We start from the raw sequence: 23,241 nt of genomic DNA, 5'->3' as shown, positions 1-23,241 counted from the left end.
GAAAGCGGCGCTGGCTCAGGCGGCCGTGGCGTCGTGCGCGGCGTGCCAGTCGGCGTTGGCTGCGAGCGGCGCGGCCGCTGCGTTGCGCACCTCGGCGTGCCCGGGTGCGATGTTCTGCAGCGCCTGCGCGAGGTCGGCATCGAGCCGCGCCAGCAGGACGCCGCGCCGTTCGTAGAGGCTGCGCTTGGCGCTCTCGACTTCGTCGCGCGACTTGACCGTCGGCGTTGCCGGCAATTGCACCCAGCCGTCGGCATCGGCGTCGGCGCCGCCGCTCTCGCGCCACAGCGTTCCGTAGGCTGCGTGGATGTTCTCGGCGGCCGCATGCCGCAGTGGGTTGCGGCGGCGGTAGCGCTTGTCGGTGAGCGGATGGGCGGTGGACGCGATGCCGCGCACGTCGAGGTCCCAGCGCATCGCGCAGGTCTGTGCCGCCAGCACCAGCAAGGCTTTCGGCCGCAGCCCGTTCATGGCCTTCGTCAGCGCCTTGAATTCCGGAAGCCCGGCCTGCCGCGGACCTTGCACGCAGCCGATGCTGAAGTTCGGCCGGCCGCTGCCGTCCACCACGCTGAAGGACAGCGTGGCGAGCACCGGTGCCAGGCCGTCGCCCGGCATGGCCTCGGTGGTTGCGGCACGCAGCTGCAATGCAAGTTCGCCTTCGCGCATCTGCAGGCGCGCGTGGTCGAGCCACAGGCTGGCCCGGTGCGTGTCGCCGCGCGTGGCGATGTCGCACAGCTTCAGCGGCTGGCCGGCGTAGAGCGCTTCGACGATGTCGGGCCGCAGGTGCTCGGCCATCCAGCGGTAGTGTGTCATGAGCGCCTGGACGCGCTCGTCGGGCGTCCAGCGGCTGTTGAGGTAGAGCCGGCGCGGCTTGTCCAGCAGGTGCGGCTGTTGCTGCACCAGCGTCTTCAGCGTTGGGTGCTCGAGGTAGCGCAGCCAGCGCAGGGTCGCGCGCGGATGCATGGCCGCGAACAGCAGCATGTTGGCGATGGTCTCGAGGCGGCGCCGCGGTTCGTGCGCGCCGAGCTGGCGCGCCGCCACGCTGGCCAGCGCGATGCCCTGCAGCGTGATGACCATGCCCTGGACCAGCGTGCTGCCGACGATGTGATGGATCATGCGGCGACCTTGCTGGCGATGAGCACGGCGTTGGTCCCGCCGAAGGCGAAGGAGTTCGACAGCACGTGGCGAATGCCGGGCGCCGCACGCGCTTCGCCGCGCACCAGGTCGAGCGCGAAGGCCGGGTCGGGCGTCTGCAGGTTCGCGGTCGGCGGCAGCGATTCGTGCGCGAGCGCGCGCATCGATGCGATCAGTTCGACCGCGCCGCCGCCGCCGAGCAGGTGCCCGTGGATCGCCTTGGTCGAGCTCACCGGCACGCGGTCGCCGAAGACCTCGTGCACCGACGCGGCCTCGGCCGCATCGCCCGCGCCGGTCGCGGTGCCGTGGGCATTGACGTAGCCGATGTCTTCCGGCTGCAGGCCGGCGTCCTTCAGCGCGGCGCGCATCGCACGGACCTGGCCGGACGCGTCCGGGTTGGTCATGTGCACGCTGTCGCAGTTGGTTGCGTAGCCGCTCAGCGTGAAGGCCGCGGCGGCGCCGCGCGCGCGTGCATGCGCCTCCGACTCGATGACCAGTGCGCCCGCGCCTTCGCCCAGCGCGAAGCCGGCGCGATCGGCCGAGAACGGCCGGCAGGCGCTGGACGGCGCATCGGCCGGTGGCGGTGCCATCACGCGCATGGCGTGCCAGCTGGCCATCGTGCCCGCCGTCAGCATCGCCTCATGCCCGCCGACGATCGCCACGTCGAGCCAGCCGCCGCGGATGGCGCGCATCGCCTCGCCGATGGCCACCGCCGACGAGGCGCAGGCGCAGGCGAAGCTCAATGCCGCGCCACGCGCACCGAACAGCAGGGCCAGTTCGGCCGCCGCAGCGTTGGGCATGGTCGTGAGCACCGTGGTCGGGCGCACGCGGCGGTTGTCGGCATAGAGCCCGCGCGCCGTCGCGTCGAAGCTGGACGAACCCGCCATGCCGCTGCCCCAGTACACGCCGATGCGGTCACCGTCGAGTGCCGCGTCGGCCAGCCCGGCCTGCGCGACCGCGTCGCGCGCGGCGGCCAGTGCCATCGCGGTGCCGCGGTCCAGCGGCAGGCGCGAACTGCTGCGTTCGCTGTCGTCGAAGTCGCAGGCCGCGATGGCCATCGTCATCGGCTCCAGCGTGCCGATCGTCAGCGTGTAGGGCGTGACCGCCGAGCGGCCCGCGAACAGCGCTTCGTCGAAGTCGGCCAGCGAACGGCCGAGCGGCGTGACCAGTCCGAGCCCGGTGACGGCGATGCGTGCAGCGTGCGCGACCGGCGTGCCGCGGTGCGCGGTGGCGACACCGGCGCTGCCGAACGGGTCTCTCATGCGCCTGCCAGCATCGTGGCCGATGCCGTCCCCGAGCTGGCCTGCATCTCGTCGATCACGGTGCACAGGCGCTGCAGCGTGATGCCGGCTTCGCGCGGGTCGAGCCGTTCTTCCGGGATGCGCAGGCGGAACGCGTCCTCGACGGCAAAGACGAATTCCATCAGCGCGAGCGAATCGAGGCCGAGATCGGTCAGCGCCGCACTCGGTTCGATCTGTTCGGGCTTGAGATGGAATTCGTGTTCCAGGATGGCGGCAACGCTGTTGAAGGTGAGTGAGTTCATGGTGTCCCCGTAAAAACAAGACGAAGGCGGACCGCGCCTTCAGGCGGTGCCGTGCGCAATGGCAGCGGCGAATACCACGGTCTCGCGAACCACCTGCTGGCGGTCGTTGTCGATCGTGATCATGTGAAAGCTGTTGCTCAGGATGACGCTGCGGAACGCGCCGCAGCCGAGCCCGCGCGCGAGCAGCGCGACGTTCTCGAGGCTCGCGACCTCGTCTTCGCGCGCATGCAGCGCGAGCACGTTGGCGCACTGCACGCGGCCGAGGTTGCGGCGCACGTGGCGCAACAGCCGGTCGTGTTCGCGCAGATGGCCGATGCCGATCACCGAGCTGCCGGCGCTGGAGATCCGGCGCGTGCGCAGCTCGCGCTCGATCCAGGCGCGCACGCGCTCGTTCTTCACGCCATAGGGCGGGCGCTCGCGGTAGCGCCAGAAGCGGCCAAGCGGTGTGTAGAGCGCCAGCGGCAGCAGCCACTGGGTGCGCGGCACGGCCCAGCCGTCGTAGCGCAGTGCGGTCGACATCAGCAGCAGCGCGTCGATGCGTTCGCCGCAGCGGATGGCAGCGCCCAGCGCGAGCGATGCACCCGCCGAGATGCCGATCAGCAGCACGCGGTCGTGTGCCAGGCGCAGTGCATCGACGCGGCGCTCGATGGTGTCGATCCATTCGACCCACGGCGCGGCGACCTGCAGTTCGGTGCTCGCGTCGAAGGAATAGCCCTCGATCGCCAGCGCCTGCACGGTGTAGCCCAGCGTGCGGAGTGCGGTGTCGACCGAGCGCAGTTCGTCGGGCGTGCTGCACAGGCCGTGCAGCAGCACGACGGCGGTGCGGGCGGCGGCCGACTGGTCGACGCGCAGCGCTTCGGGTGTCGGGTGGCGTGAGCTCATACCGTGGCCTCCTGCGCCGGCAGCTCGACCGCGCCAGCGCCCGTGCGCTTCGGCGCGAACCAGGCGACGTACAGCGCGGGCAGCACCACCAGCGTGAGCAGCGTGGCCGTCACCAGGCCGCCGATCACGACGATGGCCAGCGGACGTTGCGTCTCGGCGCCGATCTCGTGCGACAACGCCATCGGCAGCAGGCCGAGCGCCGCGAGCATGGCGGTCATCAGCACGGTGCGCAGGCGCTGCATCGAACCTTCGCGCACGGCGTCGATCACGCTGCGGCCCTGCTGGCGCAGCTGCTGGAACACCGACAGCATGACCACGCCGTTCAGCACGGCCTGGCCCGACAGTGCGATGAAGCCGATCGCCGCCGACACCGACAGCGGAATGCCGAAGACCCACAGCGCGATGAAGCCGCCGATCAGCGCGAGCGGCACGTTGACCAGGATCAGCGCGGCCATCTTGAGCGACTTGAAGGCGTCGAACAGCAGCACGAAGATCAGCAGCAGCGAGATCGGTACGACCACCGCGAGCCGTGACATCGCGCGTTCCTGGTTCTCGAATTCGCCCGACCAGTTGACCGCATAGCCGGCGGGCAGCGCGATCTTCGCGGCCACGCGCGCCTGCATGTCCTTCACCACCGAGCCCATGTCGCGGTCCTTGATGAAGATGCCGATGGCCATGGTGCGGCGGCCGGCCTCGCGGGCGATGTTCATCGCGCCGCTGGTCTCGCGGATGTTGGCGACCGCACCCAGCGTGGTGTAGTTGCCGTCGGGCGTGGCGATCGGCGTGCTGCCCAGCGTGGCGATGGCGCGGCGCTCCTCGGGCAGCCGCACGGCCACCGCGAACTTGCGCTCGCCTTCCCACAGCGTGGTGGCGGTCTTGCCGCCGAGCGCGGCTTCCACCACGTCCTGGATGTCGCCGACGTTCAGGCCGTAGCGTGCGGCGCGTGCGCGGTCGATGTCGATCACCAGCTGCGGCAGGTCGCCCAGCCGGTCGATCTCGGCGCGGTACACGCCAGGCACTTCCTTGATCTCGCGTTCGATCGACTCGGTCAGGCGCCGCAGCACGGCCAGGTCGTCGCCCGCGATCTTGATGACGATCTGGCCGTCGATCTGCGAGATCGACTCCAGCACGTTGTCGCGGATCGGCTGAGAGAACGCGGGCTCCATGCCGGGGATCGCCGACACGGCCTTGTCCATGTCGTCGATCAGCTGTTCCTTGCTCAGGCCCTTGCGCCATTCCTCGGCCGGTTTCACGTCCACGAAGATCTCGGCCATGCTGATGGTCTTCGGGTCGGTGCCGTCTTCCGGCTGGCCGGCCTTGCTCACGACGGTGCGCACTTCGGGCACGGTATGCAGCGCGTGGCGCACGTTGCGCAGGATGCGCGTGGCCTCGTCCATCGACACGCTGGAAGGCAGCCGCAGGTTGACCCAGATGCTGCCTTCGTCGAGCTCGGGCAGGAACTCCGAGCCCAGCCGCGAGGCGGCGCCCAGCGCGAGCGCGAACACCGCGAGCGCGATGCCGACCACCTGCCGGCGGTGGTCCAGCGCCCAGTCGAGCACCGGTGCGTAGATCGCCTTGGCGCGCAGCACCACGCGGTTGTCGCCGTGCGGCAGCTTGCGGCGCAGCAGCCAGTAGGCGAGCAGCGGTACCAGCGTGAGCGAGAAGATCAGCGAGCCCACCAGCGCGGTCGACACCGACAGCGCCATCGGCTGGAAGATGCGGCCTTCGTGGCGCTGCAGCGCGAAGATCGGGATGTGCGCCGCGATGATGATCAGCATCGAGAACAGCGTCGGCCGGCCGACTTCGTTGGCCGCCTCGATGATGGTCGTGCGGCGCTCTTCGTCGGGCATGTTCTCGCCCTTCTCGGCGAGTCGGTGCAGGATGTTCTCCACCACGATCACCGCGCCGTCCACGATGATCCCGAAGTCCATCGCACCCAGGCTCAGCAGGTTGGCCGGCACGCCCATCACCTTGAGCCCGAGGAAGGTCGCCAGCAGCGCGAGCGGTATCACCACCACCACCGCGAGGCTGGCGCGCATGTTCGACAGGAACAGGTACAGCACCAGCGACACCAGCAGCGCACCTTCGACCAGGTTGCGGAACACGGTCGACAGCGTCTTGGCCATGAGCCAGGTGCGGTCGTAGAAAGGCACGATCTGCACGCCCTGCGGCAGGCCGCGCGCATTGAGTTCGGCGATCCTGTCCTTGACGCCCTTGAGCACCACGCTCGGGTTCTCGCCCTTGCGCATCACGACGATGCCGGTGACCACGTCGTCGTCGTCGTCCTGGCCGTTCACGCCGAGCCGCGGCACCGCGCCGATCTGCACCTGGGCCACGTCCTGGATCAGCACGGGCGTGGTGCCGCGTGCCGACACCACGATGCGCCCGATGTCGTCGGCCGACTGCAGCAGGCCGAGCCCGCGGATCGCATACTGCTGCGCGCCCTGGGCGACATAGCTGCCGCCCGCGTTCGAATTGCCGCGGCCCAGCGCATCGAGCAGGTTCTGGAAGGTGAGCTTGTAGGCTCGCAGCTTGTCGAGATCGGGCTGCACTTCGTACTGCTTGATGGCGCCGCCCATCGCGACCACGTCGGCCACGCCCGGCACCTGGCGCAAGGCGCGTTCCACGGTCCAGTCCTCGATGGTGCGCAGGTCGGTGGTGTTCTTGCCGTCGCCGCGCACGCGGTAACGCATGATTTCGCCGACCGGCGTGGCGTTGGGCGCGATGTCGGCCTCGACGCCCGGCGGCAGGTCGATGCCGCGCAGCCGTTCGGCGACCTGCTGGCGCACCAGGTTGACCTCGGCCTTGTCGCCATAGGTGACCACCGTGTACGACAGGCCGAACTGCGTGTGCGAGAACACGCGGATCGAATCCGGCAGGCCCGACAGCGCGACTTCGATCGGCAGCGTGACCTGCTTCTCGACCTCTTCCGCCGCGCGGCCGGGGTACAGCGCGATGATCGTGACCTGCGTGTCGGTCACGTCGGGAAACGCCTCGACGGACAGGTTCTTGAACGCGATCACGCCGGCCAGCGCGAACAGCAGCGTGCCCAGCACGATGATGAGCGGCTGGTGCAGCGCGTAATGGATCAGCCGCTTCATGGCTTGCCGTCGGTGGTGGCCACGGCCACGTCCTGCGCCAGCCGCAGCTGGCGGGCCAGCAGCAGCGTGTTGTCGCTCACGACCTGTTCGCCCACGGCGAGGCCGCGCGAGATCATGACTTCGCGCGAACCCGACCAGCCGATCTGCACTTCGCGCGGTTCGAACACGCCGGGCTCGACCTGCACCAGCACCGAATGGCGTGCGCCACGCAGCAGCACGGCCGAGGCCGGCACCGTGACGCCGTTGCCGGGCGAGCGCTCGAACTGGGCCGTCGCGATCATCTCGGCCTTGAGCCGGCGGTCGGGGTTGGCGACCACGCCGCGGACCTTGATGGTCCGGCTCAGCGGATCGATGTAGTCCGCGGCGGCGGTCACGCGGCCTTCGAAGGTCTGGCCCGGCAGGCCGGGCGCGGTCAGCGTGAAGACGGTGCCCGGCTGCAGGGTGCCGACTTCCGATTCGCGCGCGTCGATCTGCACCCACAGCGAGGTCGGGTCGCTCAGCACGAACAGCGCCGGCACGCCGACACCCGACTGCTCGGGCCGCAGTTCCTGGCCGGGGTTGAGGTTGCGTTCGACCACCACGCCATCGATGCCCGAGACGATGGCCAGCCGTTGGTCGACACCACCCTTGGCACCGCCGTACATCGCGGTGCGCGCGCCGGCGCGTGCGACCTCGGCACGGGCGCGCGCGGCGTCGGCCTCGGCCTGCTCCAGGTCCTTGCGCGCGACGATGCCGGCCTCGAACAGCTCGCGCTGGCGTTGCAGGTTGGCGCTGCTCAGGCGGGCATCGGCCTGTGCCTTGGCGGTGTCGGCCTGTGCGATGCCGAAGTCCGGCGATGCGATCTGGGCGAGCGCGCTGCCGCGCTTCACGCGGCTGCCGACGTCGGCTTCGATCGCGCTCACGCGGCCTGCGAAGGCCGGGTAGAGGCGCTGTGTGCGCTCCTCGTTCCAGACCAGCCGCGCAGGCAGTTCCACGCGCAGCGCGTGGCTCGGCACGGCGGCCGTGACGCCGAGCATCGCGAGCTGCGGGTGGTTGGGCGCGTAGCGGATCTGGTTGCCCTGCACGCTGGGCGCGGGTGCCTCGGCCTGCACCGCGGCGACGGCGCTGCGGTCGGTGCAGGCGCCGAGCAGGCCGAGGCTGACCACGGCCATGACCAGGGCAAGGGCGTGCAGCGACGCACGGGTGCAGGGGATGGGGTGCGGCATGGCGGTCATGGGGTGGCGAGGGCTTGGGTGCGCAGGCGCCAGGCGAGCGCGGCCTTGGCGTGGTCGGCCCGTGCGGCGATGGCGTCGAGCTGGGTGGCGCGCAGCGTGCGGCGCGCATCGAGCAGGTCCGACAGCGACATCGCGCCCTTGCGGTAGGCGAGTTCGGCGCTGTCGGCCACCTGGCGGGCGCGCGACAGGATGTCGGCGTCGAAGGCCTGCCAGCGGCGTGCCTGGATGTCGGCTTCGGTGCGCAGGCGCTGCAGGTCGAGCCGGGCGTCGAGCCTGGCCTTGGCCAGCAGGTCCTGCGACTGCATCAGCTGCGCCTGTGCGCGGCCGATCTCGCCGTCGAAGCGATAACCCCAGTTCAGCGGCATGCTGGCGCGGACTTCGAGCAGCCGGTTCGAGGTGCCGGGATAGTGGTCGAGCGACACGCCGAGCGTCACGTCCGCGCTGCGTTGCGCTTCGGCGGTGGCCAGCGCGGCTTCGGCTGCCGCCACGCGGGCTGCGGCGGCCCGCACGTCGGCCCGCGATTCGACCAGCGCGTCGATGTCGGCATCGCCGGCCGGTGCGGCTGTTGCAACGGAGGCAGCGGATGCAATGGGCGTGGCGTTCCAGGCGGCCGGGTCGGCCGTCGCGCTCGCGAGCGGCTTGCCGGTCGAGGCTTGCGCTGCCGGGCCGAGCACCTGGGCCAGCGCGAGCTGTGCCCGGTCGCGCTCGAGCTGCGCTGCGCGGGTGTCGACGCGGCTGCGCTCGGCTTCGATCTGCACGCGCGATGCGTCCTGTGCCGGCAGGTCGCCGGCCTGCACGCGCCGCTGTGCGCTGGCCGACAGCTGTGCCGCGCTGCGTTCGATCTCGCCGACTTCCTGCAGCCGATCCTGCGCCGCCAGCAGGTCGTAGAAGGCGCTGCCCGCGGCGATCAATTGCTGCACCCGCGTCTCGTCCAGGTCGCCCTGCGCGGCTTCGGCGGCGCGTTGCGCCGTCTGCGTGCGTGCCACGCGCTTGCCACCGCGCTCCCAGGTCCAGTCGATGCCGAGCGCCGTGTCGATGCGCTTGCGTCCCGGTGCGCCGGCGCCGATGCCGTTCTGCAGGTCGATCGAACTCAGCTTGGTCGACAGCACGGGCGCGGGCGCGTGGTCGGCCGCCTGCACGTCGGCTTCGGCGGCCCGCACGGACTGGCGTGCGATGGCCACCTCGGTGCTGTCGCTCGCAGCCTGCAGCACCTCGGCCAGCGTGAGGACACGGGCGCCGGCCGGCACCGATGCCTGGGCGCAGGCCAGCCCCGCAGCCAGGGCGGCGGTGGTGAGCAAGGCCATGCGTGCGGCCCGGGTGCCAGAAGTCATGGCGCCGTTTATCGACGCCGCGTACTGACCGATCACTGACGGACCGCTTGTGGGGTCAAGGCCGGTGCTGATAGCCTTGGCACATGCGAATCCTCCTGGTCGAAGACGATGCCGTCCTGAGCGACGTGATGCGGCGCAGCCTGGCCGATGCGGGCCACCGCGTCGACGTCGCGGCGAGCGTGGCCGATGCCGATTACCTCTGGCGCGTGCAGCCCTTCGATGCGGTGCTGCTCGATCTCAACCTGCCGTCCACCGCCAGCCCGACCAGCGGCATCGGCAGCGGGCTGACGGCGCTGCGCCAGGCGCGTGGCCGCGGCGACCGCACGCCGGTGCTGGTGCTGACGGCGCGCGACCGCACCGAGGAACGCATCGCCGGACTCGATGCGGGCGCCGACGACTACCTCGGCAAGCCCTTCGATCTGGCCGAGGTCGAGGCCCGCTTGCGCGCGCTGGTGCGGCGTGCCCAGGGCACCGACGACGTCGCGATGCTGGGACAGCTCAAGCTCGATCGCAAGGCGCGGCGCTTTTCGGTCGGCACCGCGCCGCTCGACCTGCCGGCGCGCGAGTTCGAGGTGCTCTGGGAGCTGATGAGCCCGGCCGGCCATGCGGTGAGCAAGCGGACGCTGTCGGACAAGCTGTCGAGCTTCGACGAGTCGCTCGGCGACAACGCGCTCGAAGCCTTCATCTCGCGGCTGCGCAAGAAGCTGGCCGGCAGCGGGGCCAGCATCCGCACGCTGCGCGGCATCGGCTACCTGCTGGAAGCCGAGGCGTGAGCGTGGCGCCGGCGGAGCCGGCGGGAGACGCGCCGCGCCGGCCCATCCCGTCGTTGCGCGCCCGCGTGCTGCGGCACGTGATGCTGCCGCTCACGCTGACCTGGCTGGCCGGCAGCGTGGTCACGATGATCGTCGCCAACTACTTCACGCAGCAGGCCTTCGACCGCGCGATGCTGGACGACGCCTATTCGATCTCGGTCAACGTGCGGGCCGACGAGAGCGGCCGCGTGCAGTTGCTGCTGACGCCGCGTGAAGTCACCGCGGTGCTGTTCGACCAGACCGAGTCGGTGTTCTTCGCGGTCCTTCGGCCCGACGGCTCGCTGCTGTCCGGCCATGCGGGGCTGCATCCGGCCTCGCCGACCGAGAGCATGGTCTATCGCTTCTCGGACGTGACCTACCAGGGCAAGGCGCTGCGGGCGGTGGCGCTGCACGTCGAGCTCGACAACGAGCCTTACCAGGTGGTGGTGGCGCAGACCACGCGCACGCGCACGGCGCTGCTGAGCCGGCTGCTGGTCTACGCGACGCTGCCGCAGACGGTGCTCATGCTGCTGCTGGCGGGCTGGCTCTGGCGCGGCATCGCGCGCGATCTGGCGCCGCTGAACCAGTTGCAGAACACGCTGGACCGGCGCGACGCGAGCGATCTGTCGCCGGTGCCGGTGCCGCATACCGCGCGCGAGCTGCAAAGCCTGGGCACCGCCGTGAACGCGCTGTTCGGCCGGCTCGACCGCAGCGTGCGAGCGCAGCGCCAGTTCGCAGGCAACGTGGCGCACGAGTTGCGCACGCCGCTGGCCGGCATCCGCGCGCTGGCCGACTACGGTCTGGCGAACGGCGAGCCCGACGTGTGGCGCCAGCAACTGGTGCGCATCGCGACCAGCCAGGCGCGCGCCAGCCATCTGGTGGACCAGCTGCTGGCGCTCGCGCTGGCCGACGAGGCCGAGGCCGTGCTGCAGCGCACACCCGTGAAACTCGACGCGCTGGTCGGCGAGGCGGTGCTGCGCCATCTCGCGCGCGCCGATGCGCGCAGCGTCGACCTGGGCGCGCGCGGGCTGGAGGACGAAGCCGACTTCACCGTGCTGGCGAACGCGGCGCTGGTCGAAGGCATCCTGGACAACCTGATCGACAACGCGCTGCGCTACGGCGGCCATACGATCACGATCGAGCTGTCCGGTGGCGGCAGCACGCTGGCCGTGGTCGACGATGGGCCGGGCATCACGGAAGCGCAGCGGCACGACCTGCTGGCGCGCTGGGCGCAGGGGCCGGACGGGCAGAAGCTGGGGCAGGGTGCCGGGCTGGGCCTGGCGATCGTCGCGCGTTATGCGCAACTGCTCGGCTCCGAACTCACGCTGGACGCCGCGGGGCCCGAAGGCGGTCTGCGCGCGCAGGTCGTGCTGCCGCGGCATTGAGCCGTCCCGCGCTGCTGGTGGCGGGGGCGGTGCGCAGCGGCCTCAGCCGTTGGCGAAGGTCTTCCGGTAGAACACGCGGTCGTAGCCTTCGGTGATGCCGCGGCCGGTCTCGACATAGCCCAGGTAGGGGTACAGCCGCTGGTTCTCGGTCATCTTCGCGTTGGTCACGAGATGGATCGACGCATGGCCGGCGCGTGCCGCCATGTCTTCCGCGAAGTGCAGCAGCGCACGGCCGAGGCCGGTGCCCTGGTGCGAGGGCGAGACCGCCACGGTGTCGACGTAGAAGCCGCCTTCATGCTGCGGGTCGAGCACCAGCGCGCCGGCGATCGCGTCGCCGTCGGCCACCACCCAGACCTGCTCCGCGCGGATCAGCGCAGGGAAGTCCGCCTGCATCGGCCTGGGCGTGCGGCCCAGGCGATCGATGTAGTGCACGAAGGCATCGGACACGCAGCGCGCGACGCCCGGCGCATCGGCGGCATGGGCGAGCCGGATCGGCAACGCGGCCATGGCAGCGGGCTCAGCCCAGCGTCGGGTAGTCGGTGTAGCCCTTGGCGCCGCCACCGTACATCGTCGCCTTGTCGATGGGTGCGAAGGCGGCACCTTCGCGAATGCGGCGCACCAGGTCCGGGTTCGAGATGAACGGGCGGCCGAAGGCGACCAGGTCGTCGCCTTCGCCCACGGCGGTTTCGGCCATCGGCTTGTCGTAGCCGTTGTTCACCATCCAGGCACCGCGGCCACCGGCCGTGCGGTAGGCGGCCTTCAGCGCTTCGTAGTCGAACGGGCGATCGGCGATCTCGCGCGGGCCGCCGGTGGCGCCTTCGATGATGTGCAGGTAGGCCAGGTTCAGCGTCGCGAGCTGGCGCACGACGTAGGTGAACAGCGCCTGCGCGTCGGGGTCGTTCACGTCGTTGGCGGGCGTCACGGGCGACAGCCGGATGCCGGTCTTGCCGCCGCCGATGGCGTCGACCACGGCACGCGTCACCTCGAGCAGCAGGCGGGCCCGGTTCTCGATGCTGCCGCCGTAGTCGTCGGTGCGCTGGTTGCTGCCGGTCTTCAGGAACTGGTCGAGCAGATAGCCGTTGGCGCCATGGATTTCCACGCCGTCGAAGCCCGCGGTCTCGACCGCGTTGCGTGCGGCGGCGGCGTAGGTGTGGACGATGCCCGGCAGTTCGCCGGCATCGAGCGCGCGTGGCTTCGAGGTCTCGACGAAGGTCGCCGCGCCGTTCTCGATCAGCACGGTCTTGGTGTTGGCCGCGATGGCCGAAGGCGCAACCGGTGCGCCGCCGTCCGGTTGCAGGCTGGTGTGCGAGACGCGGCCGACGTGCCAGAGCTGCGTGACGATCTTGCCGCCGGCGGCATGCACGGCGTCGGTCACGTGCTTCCAGGCATCGAGCTGCTCGGTGCCGTACAGGCCGGGCACGTCGGCATAACCCTGGCCCTGGTGGCTGATGGCGGTGGCTTCGCTGATCAGCAGGCCGGCGCTGGCGCGTTGGGCGTAGTAGGTGGCTGCGATGGCCGGCGGCACGGCGTTCGGCGAGCGGTTGCGCGTGAGCGGCGCCATGACGATGCGGTTGGCAAGCTGCAGGTCGCCGGCTTGGACGGGGTCGAAGAGGGTGGGCATCGGTGTTTCTCGGTGAGATTGGAGGGTCAAGGGTGGGCAAGCCTAAGCGCCGCTGCACAAACCTGCTGTCGCAAGGTTGTCGAAGTTTTGCTAGGTGCCGGCGCGGGTGCGGCCCGAGGCAGCCGATGCCTGCCTGCGCGAGAATGGCTGCGCATGACGAAACCGCTTTCCCCGTCTTCCTCCGCTGTGCCGCAGGACTCGCCATGGCGGGTTTTCGGCCTGGCACTCGGGCTGTCGATGGGTGCGGCGATCTCGCTGGGCATCACGCGTTTCGCGTACGGGCTGCTGCTGCCGCCGATGCGCGCCGACCTGGACTGGAGCTACACGCTCGCCGGCGGCATGAACACGGCGAACGCGGCCGGCTATCTGCTCGGCGCCCTCATGACACCCGCGCTGATGCGGCGGGTCGGGCCGACGCGGCTGCTGGTCGTGGGTGCGTTGCTCGCGAGTCTGTTCATGGCCGCCAGTGGTTTCTTCAGCGCTGCGCCTTCGTTGCTGCTGCAGCGCTTGCTGGCGGGCGTGGCGAGCGCCTGGGTGTTCGTCGCGGGCGGGCTGCTGGCCGCACGGCTGGGTGCACAGCATCCGTCCCGCATGGGCTTCCTGCTGGGCGTGTACTACGGCGGCACGGGTTTCGGAATCCTGCTGTCGGCGTTGCTGGTGCCGCAGGTGCTGCATGCCGCGGAAGGCCGGCTGCACGGGTGGGCATGGGCCTGGTGGGCCTTGGCCATCGCCAGCGGATTGGCGACGGCCTGGCTCGCGCTGGCGGCACGAGGGCTCCGGTCCGGGCCGGAGTCCGCGGCTGCGCCGACGGCTGCCGGTGCGGCCACGGCGGTCGCGCCGGCAGGTGCGCCGATCCGGCGTTTCGGCTGGGCGCTGACGGGCTATGCGCTGTTCGGTGCGGGGTACATCGGCTACATGACCTTCGTGATCGCGCTGCTGCGGGAGCAGGGCGCGAGCGGCGTCGGCATCACCTGGTTCTATGCGCTGCTGGGCCTGGCCGTCGTCGCCTCGTCGCGCCTCTGGGCCGGCCTGCTCGATCGGCACCGTGGCGGCAGGCCGCAGGCCGTGTTGAATGCGCTGCTGGGCGTCGCGACCTTGCTGCCGGTGCTGAGCCATGCCTGGCCCGTCGCGCTGGCTTCGGGGCTGCTGTTCGGCGGGGTCTTCCTGTCCGTGGTGGCGTCGACCACGGCGCTGGTGCGGCACAACCTGCCGCCTGCGCGATGGGCGACGGGCATCAGCGCCTTCACGATCGCCTTCGCACTGGGGCAGATCGTCGGGCCGACCGCGACCGGCTGGATCTCGGACGGCCCGGGCGGGCTGGCGCGCGGACTGGTGGCGTCCGCACTGGCGCTGTGGGCGGGCGCGCTCCTGGCGGCGCGCCAGCAGCCATTGAGCCCGACCTGATCACCCGATCGTCGAAACGGCTGCAGCTGCGCCAGAAGTGTGCGCAGGCTTACGTGGCGTTTATCGGGTTGCGCTCTCGGCCTTCAAGGCAGCCTGAACGGCCGGACGGGCGCCGACGCGGTCATGCCAGGCGAGCACGTTGGGGAAGGCCGACATGTCGAATTTCATCGCCTTGGCCCAGTTGGTCACCGTGAAGAGGTAACCGTCGGCGACGCTGAAGTGCTCGCCCATCACGAAGTCCTTGCCGGCGAGTTCCTTGTCGAGCCAGGTGTAGCGCGACAGCAGGCGGGTGCGCGAAATGGTCTTGGCCTCGTCGGGCATCGCCGGGTTGAACAGCGGGCTGAAGCCCTTGTGCAGCTCGGTGCCGATGAAGGTCAGCCACTCCTGCAGGCGGTAGCGCGCGAGCGTGCCGTTGGCGGGTGCCAGGTTCTTCAGCGGCGCCTGGTCGGCGATGTACTGCACGATGGCCGGGCCTTCGCGCAGCAGCGTGCCGTCGTCGAGTTCGAGCAGCGGCACGTAGCCCAGCGGGTTGATGCCGTAGTAGTCCGTGCCGTCCAGCAGCTTGTGGGTCTTGGTGCTGGCGAGCACGGCCTCGAAGGCGATGCCGGCTTCGTGCAGCGCGATGTGGGGCGACAGCGAGCAGGCGCCAGGGGAGTAATACAGCTTCATGGTGTCGGGCTCCGAAGGGATGTCTGTGACGGGTTTTAAAGGAACGGATCGCACGCGGATGCTAGCCGGTTCGCGCGGCGTTTTTGTCCTACGGCTGCTTGGGCGCGCCGACTATCCGGACGCCGGGGGCAGCTTTTTAAGCTCTGTTCCATTGCGGCGATGTGCCGTTTCAAGGAGATGCGTGATGTTGAAGTACGCGATTATTTTTGCCATCGTGTCGATCGTTGCCGGCGCGCTGGGTTTCGGCGGCGTGGCGGCTGGTGCGGCCGGTATTGCCAAGATCCTGTTCGGGCTGTTCCTGGTTCTGGCCGTCGTGTTCCTGGTGCTGGCTGCGCTGGGCGTGGGCGCGGTGCGAAAGGCCATCGACTGATGACCCGGCTCGAGGCTCGCTGGCCCCGTGTGCGCCCGCTCGGCGTGTTGCTGCAGTCGCCCGCGCACCGTGTGATGCGGGTGCTGCACGTCACGCAGTCGCACTGGCAATTGCCTGAGCGAAGAGGGCGTCGGGGCGGGCCGGTTCCTGCTTCTTCGGCGGCATCCCATGCCGCCTGTCTGCATCTTCCACAGGCGTGCGCGTTCGCCGCAGCCTGATCTTCTTCATCGATCCCTTTCAGAGGCTGCGCGCATGGCGCAGAAGGCGCTGTGCATTTTTCCCATATCGACACGGTGCTCTCTTACGAGGTTGCGGCACCGTCGCACCTGCTGCTCAACATCGAGGCCGCGCGCAGCGGTGCGCAGGCATTGATCAGCGAAGACCTCGTTCTGGAACCGCCTGTGCCGATGCAGGCCTTCTGCGACGAGAACAGCGGCAACCGCTTCATCCGCTTCGACGCCGCGCCAGGGCCGCTGACGATCCGCTATCGGGCGAGCGTCCAACGCTCGTTTGCGAGCGTGGCGCCCGATCTTCCCGAAGTGCCTGTCAACGAGGTGCCGAGCGAGATCCTCCATTACATGATGCCGACCCGGTACTGCGAATCGGACGTCATGGCGCGTGCCGCCCAGCAGCTCTTCGGCGATCTGCCGCAGGGCATCGGGCGGGTCCAGGCGATCGTCGACTGGATCCACGACAGCATCACCTACGAGCCGGGCAGCAGCGAGTCGACCACGACCGCCCGCGAGGTGTTCGTGCAGCGGGCCGGGGTGTGCCGCGATTTCGCGCATCTGGGCATCACCTTCTGCCGGGCGCTCAACATACCGGCGCGGCTGGTGGTGGGCTACGTGTATTTCGAGGAGCCGCCGCAGGACTTCCATGCGGTGTTCGAGGCCTGGATCGGTGGCCAATGGGTGCTGTTCGACGCGACCCGCATGGCGCCGGTCGACCGGCTGGTGCGGGTGGGCACCGGGCGCGACGCCAAGGATGTGGCGTTCTGCACGATCTTCGGGCCGGTGCGCATGACGAACAAGGCGATCACCGTGCGCGAGTACCAGGACGAGTCGGCCACGCCGCAGGTCGAACCCAAGGCCACCGGGCTGGTCGTGGGTATCGAGAAACCGGTGCCGGTGACGCAGCTGATGGCGCAGGCCCCGGATGCGGATGCCGAGGTGGCCGATGCGGGCCGAGTGGGGCGTGCCGACCCTGCGCTGGGAGCGGCGCACGACGTTGCCGTCAGCGCTGGTTGACGCTATTCAATTGATAGCGAGAGCGCTTCTGCGATAAGCGCTTGCCTTCTTTTCAGCCGCGGCTGCGGATGCCCTCACGTGTTCCGTGGTAGGAGCGGCGGATTAAAATCAGCGCCCCCTCTCCAGCAGAGTCAGCGCTGCGCACGCGAAAAGTGCGCCTCCTCCCCATGCTTTATCCAGAAGAATTCGACGTGATCGTCGTCGGCGGCGGCCATGCCGGCACCGAAGCTGCACTCGCCTCCGCACGAATGGGCGCGAAGACGCTGCTCCTGAGCCACAACATCGAGACGCTCGGTCAGATGAGCTGCAACCCGTCCATCGGCGGCATCGGCAAGGGCCATCTGGTCCGCGAGGTCGACGCGATGGGCGGTGCGATGGCCATCGCCACGGACGAGGCGGGCATCCAGTTCCGAATCCTCAATTCGAGCAAGGGCCCGGCCGTTCGTGCGACGCGCGCACAGGCCGACCGCGTGCTCTACAAGGCGGCGATCCGGCGCCGGCTGGAGAACCAGCCGAATCTGTCGCTGTTCCAGCAGGCCGTCGACGATCTGATGATCGACGGCGATCGGGTGGTCGGCGCGATCACGCAGGTGGGCATTTCCTTCCGCGCGCGCACCGTGGTGCTGACGGCGGGCACCTTTCTCGACGGCCGGATCCACGTCGGCCTGGACAACTACCAGGCGGGCAGGGCGGGCGATCCGCCGGCGGTGAGCCTGTCCGCACGGCTCAAGGAGCTCAAGTTACCGCAGGGCCGCTTGAAGACCGGCACGCCACCGCGGCTCGATGGCCGAACCATCGACTTCTCGAAGTGCGTCGAGCAGCCTGGTGACGGCATGCCTGGCGGTACGGCCGACGTGATGCCGGTCTTCAGTTTCATGGGCCGCGCCGACATGCATCCGCAGCAGATGCCTTGCTGGGTCACCAACACCAATGCGCGTACGCACGAAATCATCCGTTCGGGCTTCGACCGCAGTCCGATGTTCACCGGCAAGATCGACGGCATCGGCCCGCGCTATTGCCCCAGCGTGGAGGACAAGATCAATCGCTTCGCCGACAAGGAAAGCCACCAGATCTTCCTGGAGCCCGAGGGCCTGACGACCAACGAGTACTACCCGAACGGTATTTCCACCAGCCTGCCTTTCGACATCCAGTACCAGCTGGTGCGGTCGATGGTGGGGCTGGAGAACGCGCACATCCTTCGGCCCGGCTACGCGATCGAGTACGACTACTTCGATCCGCGCGAGCTCAAGAGCAGCTTCGAGACGCGCGCCATCCAGGGCCTCTTCTTTGCGGGCCAGATCAATGGAACGACGGGCTATGAAGAGGCGGCTGCGCAAGGCATGTTCGCGGGCATCAACGCAGCGCTGCAATGTCGCGGTGACGGCCCGTGGCTGCCGCGGCGCGACGAGGCCTACCTGGGCGTTCTCGTCGACGATCTGATCACGAAGGGCGTGACCGAGCCGTACCGCATGTTCACGAGCCGGGCCGAGTTCCGTTTGCAGCTGCGCGAGGACAACGCCGACATGCGCTTGACTGAAGCAGGGCGCAAGCTAGGCTTGGTCAGCGACGCGCAGTGGGACGCTTTCTCTCGGAAGCGAGACGTTGTTTCACGTGAAACAGAGCGCCTGAAGTCGACCTGGGTGAATCCGCGCAGCCTGCCCGCCTCGGAGTCCGAGCGTGTCCTGGGCAAGGCGATCGAGCGTGAGTACAACCTCGGCGATCTGCTGCGCCGGCCGGATGTGAGCTACGCGGCCTTGATGTCGCTCGACGGCGGCAAGTACGACAGTGGCGTTGCCCTGGGCGCGGCCGAAATTGAACAGCTGGAGATTGCAGCCAAGTACTCGGGCTACATCGATCGTCAGCACGACGAAGTCCAGCGGGCATCGCACTTCGAGAATCTCAAGCTGCCCGACGATTTCGACTACGGTCAGGTCACCGCCTTGAGCTTCGAGGTGCGTCAGAAGCTGGCGCGTCATCGGCCGGAGACGCTTGGCCTGGCATCTCGCATTTCCGGTGTCACCCCCGCTGCCATTTCCCTGCTGATGGTGCATCTGCGCAAGGGCGGTCACCGCGCCTTTTCGCGCGAGGCCGCGGATCCGGCGGTGGAACATGCCAACGCTGCCCAGACTACCGAATGATCGATTCCACCGCACTGCGCCAAGGCGCCGCCGAACTCGGGCTGACGCTCGACGATCGCCAATGCGAACGTCTGGCGGCCTATGGCGCACTCATCCTGAAGTGGAACAAGGTCTACAACCTGACAGCGTTGCGCGACCCGGCTTCGGTGCTCACGCACCATTTGCTGGACAGCCTTTCGGTGATTGCGCCGCTGCAGCGTGAACGGCCGGGCAGTGCAAAGCTGTTGGACGTGGGCGCCGGCGCCGGCTTGCCGGGCGTCGTGATTGCGATCCTGCGCGCCGACATCGAAGTCAGCTGTCTGGACGCCGTCGCCAAGAAGGCCGCGTTCGTGCAGCAGGTGGCAGCCGAATTGGCGTTGGCCAACTTGCGCGGCGTGCATGCACGCGTGGAAGCCCTGACAGGGGCTTACGACGTGATCAGCTGCCGGGCGTTCGCGTCGCTGCCGGACTTCTACAACGGCTCGTCGCAGCTGCTGGCGGCAGACGGCGTCTGGCTGGCGATGAAGGGCAAGCTGCCGGCCGATGAGCTGGCTCAACTGCCCGCGGGCGTGGGTGTGTTTCACGTGGAACAACTGCAGGTTCCAGGTCTGGACGCCGATCGTTGCATTGTCTGGGCGCGCAAAACAGTCAGCTGAATCGGTGGAAAGTGCTCGTGGCAATGACCCTCGCTTAGACTCGACGCTCTCCCATCTCAGGCACATCCCACATGTTCGGCATCGCTGACTACGGCGCGTTCGTCGCCGCCATCGTTCTGTTTCTCCTGATTCCGGGTCCGGGAAACCTGGCCTTGATCACGTCCACGGGCAAGGGCGGCATCCGGGGTGGGCTCGCCGCAACCCTGGGCCTGATCCTGGGTGACCAGGTGCTGATGTGGGCGGCCGTGGGTGGCGTGGCTGCCGTGCTGGCGGCCTATCCTGCAGCCTTCAAGGCCGTTCAGTGGCTGGGCGCCGTGTACCTGGCATGGCTCGGCCTCAAGATGCTGCGTGCCAAGCCGGGCGATGCGCCGATATTGAACATCCATCCGCGCCAGTACCTGCGCCAGGCCTTCACGATCACCTTGCTGAACCCGAAGGCCATCGTGTTCTACATGGCCTTCTTTCCGCTGTTCATCGATCCGGTCCACCATCAGGGCATGAAGACCTTCGGTGTGATGGCCATGACCATCGCCTTCCTGACCTTTCTCTACGGCCTCACCGCGACCTTGCTGACCCACTTTCTCGCGGAACGAATGCGCGCCAATCCGCGTATCTCCGGTGCATTGGAAAAGCTCGCAGGCGTGTTCCTGATCGCCTTCGGCGCCAAGCTCGCGATTTCGCGCTGATCTCACCATGGCCAAGATTTTCTGTATCGCCAACCAGAAGGGCGGCGTCGGCAAGACCACCACCACCGTCAATCTGGCCGCTGGCCTTGCCGCCGTCGGCCAGCGTGTGCTGATGATCGACCTGGACCCGCAGGGCAATGCCACCATGGGTTCGGGCATCGACAAGCGTCAGCTTGAAACCACCGTGTACGACGTGCTGCTGGAGTCGTCGTCCGTCGCCGAGGCCCGCGTCCGTGCCGAGCGCTGCGGCTACGACGTGCTGGGTGCCAACCGCGAACTCGCCGGCGCCGAGGTCGAGATGGTTGCGCTCGATCGCCGCGAGAAGCGCCTGCGCACCGCCCTGGCGGCGGTAGGCGCCGAATACGACTTCATCCTGATGGATTGCCCGCCCAGCCTCAGCATGCTCACGCTGAACGGCCTGTGCGCGGCGCATGGCGTGATCGTGCCGATGCAGTGCGAATACTTTGCGCTTGAAGGCCTGACCGACCTCGTCAACACGATCAAGCAGGTGCACGCCAACCTCAACAAGAATCTGCAGATCATCGGCCTGCTGCGCGTGATGTTCGATCCGCGCATCACGCTGCAACAGCAGGTGAGCGATCAACTCAAGGCGCACTTCGGCGAGAAGGTGTTCGACACCGTCATTCCGCGCAACGTGCGCCTGGCCGAGGCACCGAGTTACGGCCTGCCCGGCGTGGTGTTCGACCCGGCGGCGAAGGGCAGCCAGGCCTTCGTGGCCTTTGCGCAGGAGCTGGTCGCCAAGATGCCGCCCGCCAGCGCGCTGACGGGCACGGCGCCGCCGGTGCCGTCGGCCCCACCGCCGGTCGATCTGTCGCCGCCCGCCGTCATCTCGCATGACAGCGCGCTGTGAACGCCCAACCGACCCTTTCTCCGACGGCGGGCAAGGCGCCCGAAAGCCCTCAGCGTGTCCTTCTGCTGCCCGGCTGGCTGAACAGCGAGGCTGCGCATTGGCAAAGCCGCTGGGAAGCGCTGTATGGCGATCACCGTGTCGAGCAGCACGACTGGCTGCGTCCGCTGCGCGGCGACTGGTCGATGCGGCTCGAAGAAGAAGTGCTCGCCGCCGATCGTCCGGTCGTGCTGGTCGCGCACAGCCTGGGCTGCCTGCTGGTCGCCGCCTGGGCCGCGCACTCGCTCAACACCGCGAAGGTGCGGGCAGCGCTGCTGGTCGCGCCGGGTGATCTGGAGCGCGACGACCTGCGCCAGATGATCCCCGGCTGGGCGCCGATCTTCCGCCAGCGCCTGCCGTTCCCTGCGCTGCTCGTGGCCGCCGGCAACGATCCTTATTGCGACGCAGAACGTGCGCGCCAGATGGCCCGTGACTGGGGTGCACGCTTCGTGGACGCCGGGCCGGACGGCGGCCACCTCAATGGCGAATCCGGCCTGGGCGACTGGCCTCAGGGCCGCGCCATGCTGAACGACCTCCTGAAAGAAAGCTGACTGATGGCCACCAAGAAACCCAAGGGCCTCGGCCGCGGACTCGAAGCCTTGCTGGGTCCGACCTTCAACGGTCCCGACGCCGGCGGCGCGAAAGACCTCGTCATCCCGAACCCGACGACGCTGAAGCTCGACCAGATGGTCGCTGGCGTCTACCAGCCGCGCACGCGCATGGACGAGGGCGCGCTCTACGAACTGGCCGAGAGCATCAAGGCGCAGGGCATCATGCAGCCGATCCTGGTGCGCCGCCTCGATGCGGACATGGCGGCTGCGAAGAACGCCGAGTTCGAGATCATCGCCGGCGAGCGCCGCTTCCGCGCAGCCCGGCTGGCCGGGCTGGACAGCGTGCCGGTGCTGGTGCGCGACGTGCCGAACGAAGCTGCGGCGGCGATGTCCCTGATCGAGAACATCCAGCGCGAAGATCTGAATCCGCTGGAAGAAGCGCAAGGGCTTCAACGCCTGGTCGCTGAGTTTGGGCTCACTCACGAAGCTGCTGCCCAGGCGGTTGGACGTTCACGCAGCGCGGCGAGCAATCTGTTGCGACTGTTGAATCTGGCAGAGCCGGCGCAGGCGATGCTGATGGCGGGCGACATCGATATGGGGCACGCGCGTGCGCTGCTGGCACTGGACAAGGCCACGCAGATCACGGCAGCAAACCAGATCGCCGGCAAGAAGCTGTCGGTGCGCGAGACCGAGGCGTTGGTCAAGAAGTTGGCCGCCGATTACAACCCGGTGTCGACGCCACGCCGCGCCACCGAAAAATCGCGGGACCTGCAGCGGGTGGAAGAAGAACTCGCCGATCTGCTGACCGCCGAAGTGGAAGTGCGGATCAAGAAGCGCAGCAAGCGTGGCGGGAAGATCGAACAAAGCGGTGAGCTGGCGATCCATTTCGGGTCGATCGACGCACTGAACGGGTTGATCGAGCGGCTTCGCGGGACGGCCGGCTAGCCTTTCGGCTGACGGCTGACGGCTGACGGCTGACGTTCGGCGTGGGTGGGCGGGTCGTGTGGACGTTGGTGGGACGCGCCCGGTATGCGGTGTGGGCCAGGCGACCCGCTGCACCGGCCCTTCGGGCTTCCTTGCGGTGCTCGCTTCAGGCGGGGTCCGCAGAACTCGCTCCGGCTTCGCCTCCACTCAAACAGCTGCGGCCCTGATCCGCCTGAAGCTGCGCTCCTCAGCGGCGCAGAAGGGAATCGCCTGACCCACACCGCATACCGGGCGCTCGGGGGTGTTCGACGGTTGTGTGCACCTCAAAGGGAACAGCCAGCGCTGCGCGTCTTGGTTGCGCCATGGTTCGCAAAAGCTCATCGTTGGAAGCGAACGCAGGTGGGTGTTCGGCTTTCGGATACGCAACGGGCGTGTCGGGCGTCGGTGGGTGGGATGCCTTTGGGCGGCTGTTGAGGCTCCGGCGAGCACCGCAGCGGCAGGCGGATAAGGGCCGCGCATGTTTGAGCGAAGCGAGTTTGCGCGGACCCCGCCTGACGCGAGGAGCAGCAGCGAAGTCCGAAGGACCGGAGACGTCTGCCGCCCAAAGGCATCCCATCCGCCGACGCCTCCCCCGCAACCGCAACCGCAACCGCAACCGCAACCGCAACCGCAACCGCAACCGCAACCGCAACCGCAACCGCAACCGCAACCGCA

General features: G+C 68.8%; 21 protein-coding genes. 11 read left to right on the top strand and 10 right to left on the bottom strand.

Features of this window, described 5'->3' with window-relative positions; genetic code table 11:
• Positions 1 to 15: 15 nt before the first annotated feature.
• Genes AC07PZ_RS06060 through AC07PZ_RS06030 form a run of 7 tightly spaced genes read right to left on the bottom strand, consistent with a single transcriptional unit; the run spans position 16 to position 9,199 of the window.
• Positions 16 to 1,110, bottom strand: a complete 1,095-nt coding sequence (locus tag AC07PZ_RS06060; protein WP_495294143.1) for a DUF535 family protein — start codon at positions 1,108 to 1,110, stop codon at positions 16 to 18.
• Positions 1,107 to 2,390 (bottom strand): beta-ketoacyl-[acyl-carrier-protein] synthase family protein, encoded by a 1,284-nt coding sequence (locus AC07PZ_RS06055; protein ID WP_495294142.1) that lies wholly within the window; start codon positions 2,388 to 2,390, stop codon positions 1,107 to 1,109. The genes AC07PZ_RS06060 and AC07PZ_RS06055 overlap by 4 nt, the downstream gene beginning before the upstream one ends.
• Entirely contained in the window at positions 2,387 to 2,671 is a 285-nt protein-coding gene (locus tag AC07PZ_RS06050; protein WP_495294141.1) for a phosphopantetheine-binding protein, read from the bottom strand. Before AC07PZ_RS06050 ends, AC07PZ_RS06055 begins: the two co-directional genes overlap by 4 nt.
• 39 nt (positions 2,672 to 2,710) lie before the next feature.
• A complete protein-coding gene (locus AC07PZ_RS06045; protein WP_495294140.1) occupies positions 2,711 to 3,553 on the bottom strand; it encodes an alpha/beta hydrolase in 843 nt (280 codons plus the stop codon).
• A complete protein-coding gene (locus AC07PZ_RS06040; RefSeq protein WP_495294139.1) occupies positions 3,550 to 6,654 on the bottom strand; it encodes an efflux RND transporter permease subunit in 3,105 nt (1,034 codons plus the stop codon). The genes AC07PZ_RS06045 and AC07PZ_RS06040 overlap by 4 nt, the downstream gene beginning before the upstream one ends.
• Positions 6,651 to 7,859, bottom strand: a complete 1,209-nt coding sequence (locus AC07PZ_RS06035) for an efflux RND transporter periplasmic adaptor subunit (protein WP_495294138.1) — start codon at positions 7,857 to 7,859, stop codon at positions 6,651 to 6,653. The genes AC07PZ_RS06040 and AC07PZ_RS06035 overlap by 4 nt, the downstream gene beginning before the upstream one ends.
• A gap of 5 nt (positions 7,860 to 7,864) precedes the next feature.
• Complete coding sequence (locus AC07PZ_RS06030; RefSeq protein ID WP_495294137.1) at positions 7,865 to 9,199, bottom strand: TolC family protein; 1,335 nt, start codon at positions 9,197 to 9,199, stop codon at positions 7,865 to 7,867.
• 83 nt (positions 9,200 to 9,282) lie between these two features.
• Here AC07PZ_RS06030 and AC07PZ_RS06025 point away from each other — a divergent pair, with 83 nt between their 5' ends.
• Positions 9,283 to 9,972 (top strand): response regulator, encoded by a 690-nt coding sequence (locus AC07PZ_RS06025; protein WP_495294136.1) that lies wholly within the window; start codon positions 9,283 to 9,285, stop codon positions 9,970 to 9,972.
• Positions 9,973 to 9,974: 2 nt separating this feature from the next.
• Positions 9,975 to 11,375, top strand: a complete 1,401-nt coding sequence (locus AC07PZ_RS06020) for a sensor histidine kinase (protein ID WP_495294550.1) — start codon at positions 9,975 to 9,977, stop codon at positions 11,373 to 11,375.
• Between the two features lie 42 nt (positions 11,376 to 11,417).
• Here the strand turns inward: AC07PZ_RS06020 and AC07PZ_RS06015 are convergent, their stop codons facing one another.
• Together AC07PZ_RS06015 and AC07PZ_RS06010 are read right to left on the bottom strand one after the other, a co-directional pair.
• Positions 11,418 to 11,882, bottom strand: a complete 465-nt coding sequence (locus tag AC07PZ_RS06015) for a GNAT family N-acetyltransferase (RefSeq protein WP_495294135.1) — start codon at positions 11,880 to 11,882, stop codon at positions 11,418 to 11,420.
• A gap of 10 nt (positions 11,883 to 11,892) precedes the next feature.
• Complete coding sequence (locus AC07PZ_RS06010) at positions 11,893 to 12,996, bottom strand: alkene reductase (RefSeq protein ID WP_495294134.1); 1,104 nt, start codon at positions 12,994 to 12,996, stop codon at positions 11,893 to 11,895.
• A gap of 153 nt (positions 12,997 to 13,149) precedes the next feature.
• Between AC07PZ_RS06010 and AC07PZ_RS06005 the strand changes: the two genes are divergently transcribed.
• Entirely contained in the window at positions 13,150 to 14,400 is a 1,251-nt protein-coding gene (locus AC07PZ_RS06005; RefSeq protein ID WP_495294133.1) for a YbfB/YjiJ family MFS transporter, read from the top strand.
• Between the two features lie 60 nt (positions 14,401 to 14,460).
• On the opposite strand, the gene gstA is transcribed toward AC07PZ_RS06005, so the two are convergent.
• Entirely contained in the window at positions 14,461 to 15,069 is a 609-nt protein-coding gene (gstA, locus tag AC07PZ_RS06000; RefSeq protein WP_495294132.1) for a glutathione transferase GstA, read from the bottom strand.
• A 184-nt stretch (positions 15,070 to 15,253) separates the two neighbouring features.
• On the opposite strand from gstA, the gene AC07PZ_RS05995 reads away from it, so the two are divergent.
• From AC07PZ_RS05995 to AC07PZ_RS05960, 8 genes are all read left to right on the top strand, one after another.
• The gene (locus tag AC07PZ_RS05995; RefSeq protein ID WP_495294131.1) at positions 15,254 to 15,439 is read left to right on the top strand and encodes a DUF1328 family protein; all 186 of its coding nucleotides are present in this window, start codon (positions 15,254 to 15,256) and stop codon (positions 15,437 to 15,439) included.
• Positions 15,440 to 15,708: 269 nt separating this feature from the next.
• On the top strand, positions 15,709 to 16,686 hold the full coding sequence (locus AC07PZ_RS05990) for a transglutaminase-like domain-containing protein (protein ID WP_495294130.1): 978 nt from the start codon (positions 15,709 to 15,711) through the stop codon (positions 16,684 to 16,686).
• A 167-nt stretch (positions 16,687 to 16,853) separates the two neighbouring features.
• The gene (gene mnmG / locus AC07PZ_RS05985; protein WP_495294129.1) at positions 16,854 to 18,824 is read left to right on the top strand and encodes a tRNA uridine-5-carboxymethylaminomethyl(34) synthesis enzyme MnmG; all 1,971 of its coding nucleotides are present in this window, start codon (positions 16,854 to 16,856) and stop codon (positions 18,822 to 18,824) included.
• The gene (gene rsmG, locus AC07PZ_RS05980) at positions 18,821 to 19,459 is read left to right on the top strand and encodes a 16S rRNA (guanine(527)-N(7))-methyltransferase RsmG (RefSeq protein WP_495294128.1); all 639 of its coding nucleotides are present in this window, start codon (positions 18,821 to 18,823) and stop codon (positions 19,457 to 19,459) included. Before mnmG ends, rsmG begins: the two co-directional genes overlap by 4 nt.
• A gap of 71 nt (positions 19,460 to 19,530) precedes the next feature.
• The gene (locus AC07PZ_RS05975) at positions 19,531 to 20,145 is read left to right on the top strand and encodes a LysE family transporter (protein ID WP_495294127.1); all 615 of its coding nucleotides are present in this window, start codon (positions 19,531 to 19,533) and stop codon (positions 20,143 to 20,145) included.
• Between the two features lie 7 nt (positions 20,146 to 20,152).
• Positions 20,153 to 21,016, top strand: a complete 864-nt coding sequence (locus AC07PZ_RS05970; protein ID WP_495294126.1) for a ParA family protein — start codon at positions 20,153 to 20,155, stop codon at positions 21,014 to 21,016.
• Positions 21,013 to 21,603, top strand: coding sequence for an RBBP9/YdeN family alpha/beta hydrolase (locus AC07PZ_RS05965; protein WP_495294125.1), 591 nt, complete (start codon positions 21,013 to 21,015; stop codon positions 21,601 to 21,603). The genes AC07PZ_RS05970 and AC07PZ_RS05965 overlap by 4 nt, the downstream gene beginning before the upstream one ends.
• Before the next feature lie 3 nt (positions 21,604 to 21,606).
• Positions 21,607 to 22,548: a ParB/RepB/Spo0J family partition protein gene (locus AC07PZ_RS05960; RefSeq protein WP_495294124.1), complete on the top strand. Its 942-nt coding sequence runs from the start codon at positions 21,607 to 21,609 to the stop codon at positions 22,546 to 22,548.
• Positions 22,549 to 23,241: the final 693 nt, after the last annotated feature.

The sequence above is a fragment of the Variovorax sp. GW821-FHT10B04 genome, from assembly GCF_059415645.1.
This window is presented reverse-complemented; position numbering and strand designations above follow the sequence as displayed.

What these genes read in the sequence shown, in the direction of transcription:
- AC07PZ_RS06040 (WP_495294139.1), bottom strand. Translation starts at nt 6,654, where the DNA reads ATGAAGCGGCTGATCCATTACGCGCTGCACCAGCCGCTCATCATCGTG.
- AC07PZ_RS06050 (WP_495294141.1), bottom strand. Translation starts at nt 2,671, where the DNA reads ATGAACTCACTCACCTTCAACAGCGTTGCCGCCATCCTGGAACACGAA.
- AC07PZ_RS06015 (WP_495294135.1), bottom strand. Translation starts at nt 11,882, where the DNA reads ATGGCCGCGTTGCCGATCCGGCTCGCCCATGCCGCCGATGCGCCGGGC.
- AC07PZ_RS05995 (WP_495294131.1), top strand. Translation starts at nt 15,254, where the DNA reads ATGTTGAAGTACGCGATTATTTTTGCCATCGTGTCGATCGTTGCCGGC.
- AC07PZ_RS06030 (WP_495294137.1), bottom strand. Translation starts at nt 9,199, where the DNA reads ATGACTTCTGGCACCCGGGCCGCACGCATGGCCTTGCTCACCACCGCC.
- AC07PZ_RS06055 (WP_495294142.1), bottom strand. Translation starts at nt 2,390, where the DNA reads ATGAGAGACCCGTTCGGCAGCGCCGGTGTCGCCACCGCGCACCGCGGC.
- AC07PZ_RS06025 (WP_495294136.1), top strand. Translation starts at nt 9,283, where the DNA reads ATGCGAATCCTCCTGGTCGAAGACGATGCCGTCCTGAGCGACGTGATG.
- AC07PZ_RS05975 (WP_495294127.1), top strand. Translation starts at nt 19,531, where the DNA reads ATGTTCGGCATCGCTGACTACGGCGCGTTCGTCGCCGCCATCGTTCTG.
- AC07PZ_RS06060 (WP_495294143.1), bottom strand. Translation starts at nt 1,110, where the DNA reads ATGATCCATCACATCGTCGGCAGCACGCTGGTCCAGGGCATGGTCATC.
- rsmG (WP_495294128.1), top strand. Translation starts at nt 18,821, where the DNA reads ATGATCGATTCCACCGCACTGCGCCAAGGCGCCGCCGAACTCGGGCTG.
- AC07PZ_RS06005 (WP_495294133.1), top strand. Translation starts at nt 13,150, where the DNA reads ATGACGAAACCGCTTTCCCCGTCTTCCTCCGCTGTGCCGCAGGACTCG.
- mnmG (WP_495294129.1), top strand. Translation starts at nt 16,854, where the DNA reads ATGCTTTATCCAGAAGAATTCGACGTGATCGTCGTCGGCGGCGGCCAT.
- AC07PZ_RS06045 (WP_495294140.1), bottom strand. Translation starts at nt 3,553, where the DNA reads ATGAGCTCACGCCACCCGACACCCGAAGCGCTGCGCGTCGACCAGTCG.
- AC07PZ_RS05970 (WP_495294126.1), top strand. Translation starts at nt 20,153, where the DNA reads ATGGCCAAGATTTTCTGTATCGCCAACCAGAAGGGCGGCGTCGGCAAG.
- AC07PZ_RS06035 (WP_495294138.1), bottom strand. Translation starts at nt 7,859, where the DNA reads ATGCCGCACCCCATCCCCTGCACCCGTGCGTCGCTGCACGCCCTTGCC.
- AC07PZ_RS05960 (WP_495294124.1), top strand. Translation starts at nt 21,607, where the DNA reads ATGGCCACCAAGAAACCCAAGGGCCTCGGCCGCGGACTCGAAGCCTTG.
- gstA (WP_495294132.1), bottom strand. Translation starts at nt 15,069, where the DNA reads ATGAAGCTGTATTACTCCCCTGGCGCCTGCTCGCTGTCGCCCCACATC.
- AC07PZ_RS06010 (WP_495294134.1), bottom strand. Translation starts at nt 12,996, where the DNA reads ATGCCCACCCTCTTCGACCCCGTCCAAGCCGGCGACCTGCAGCTTGCC.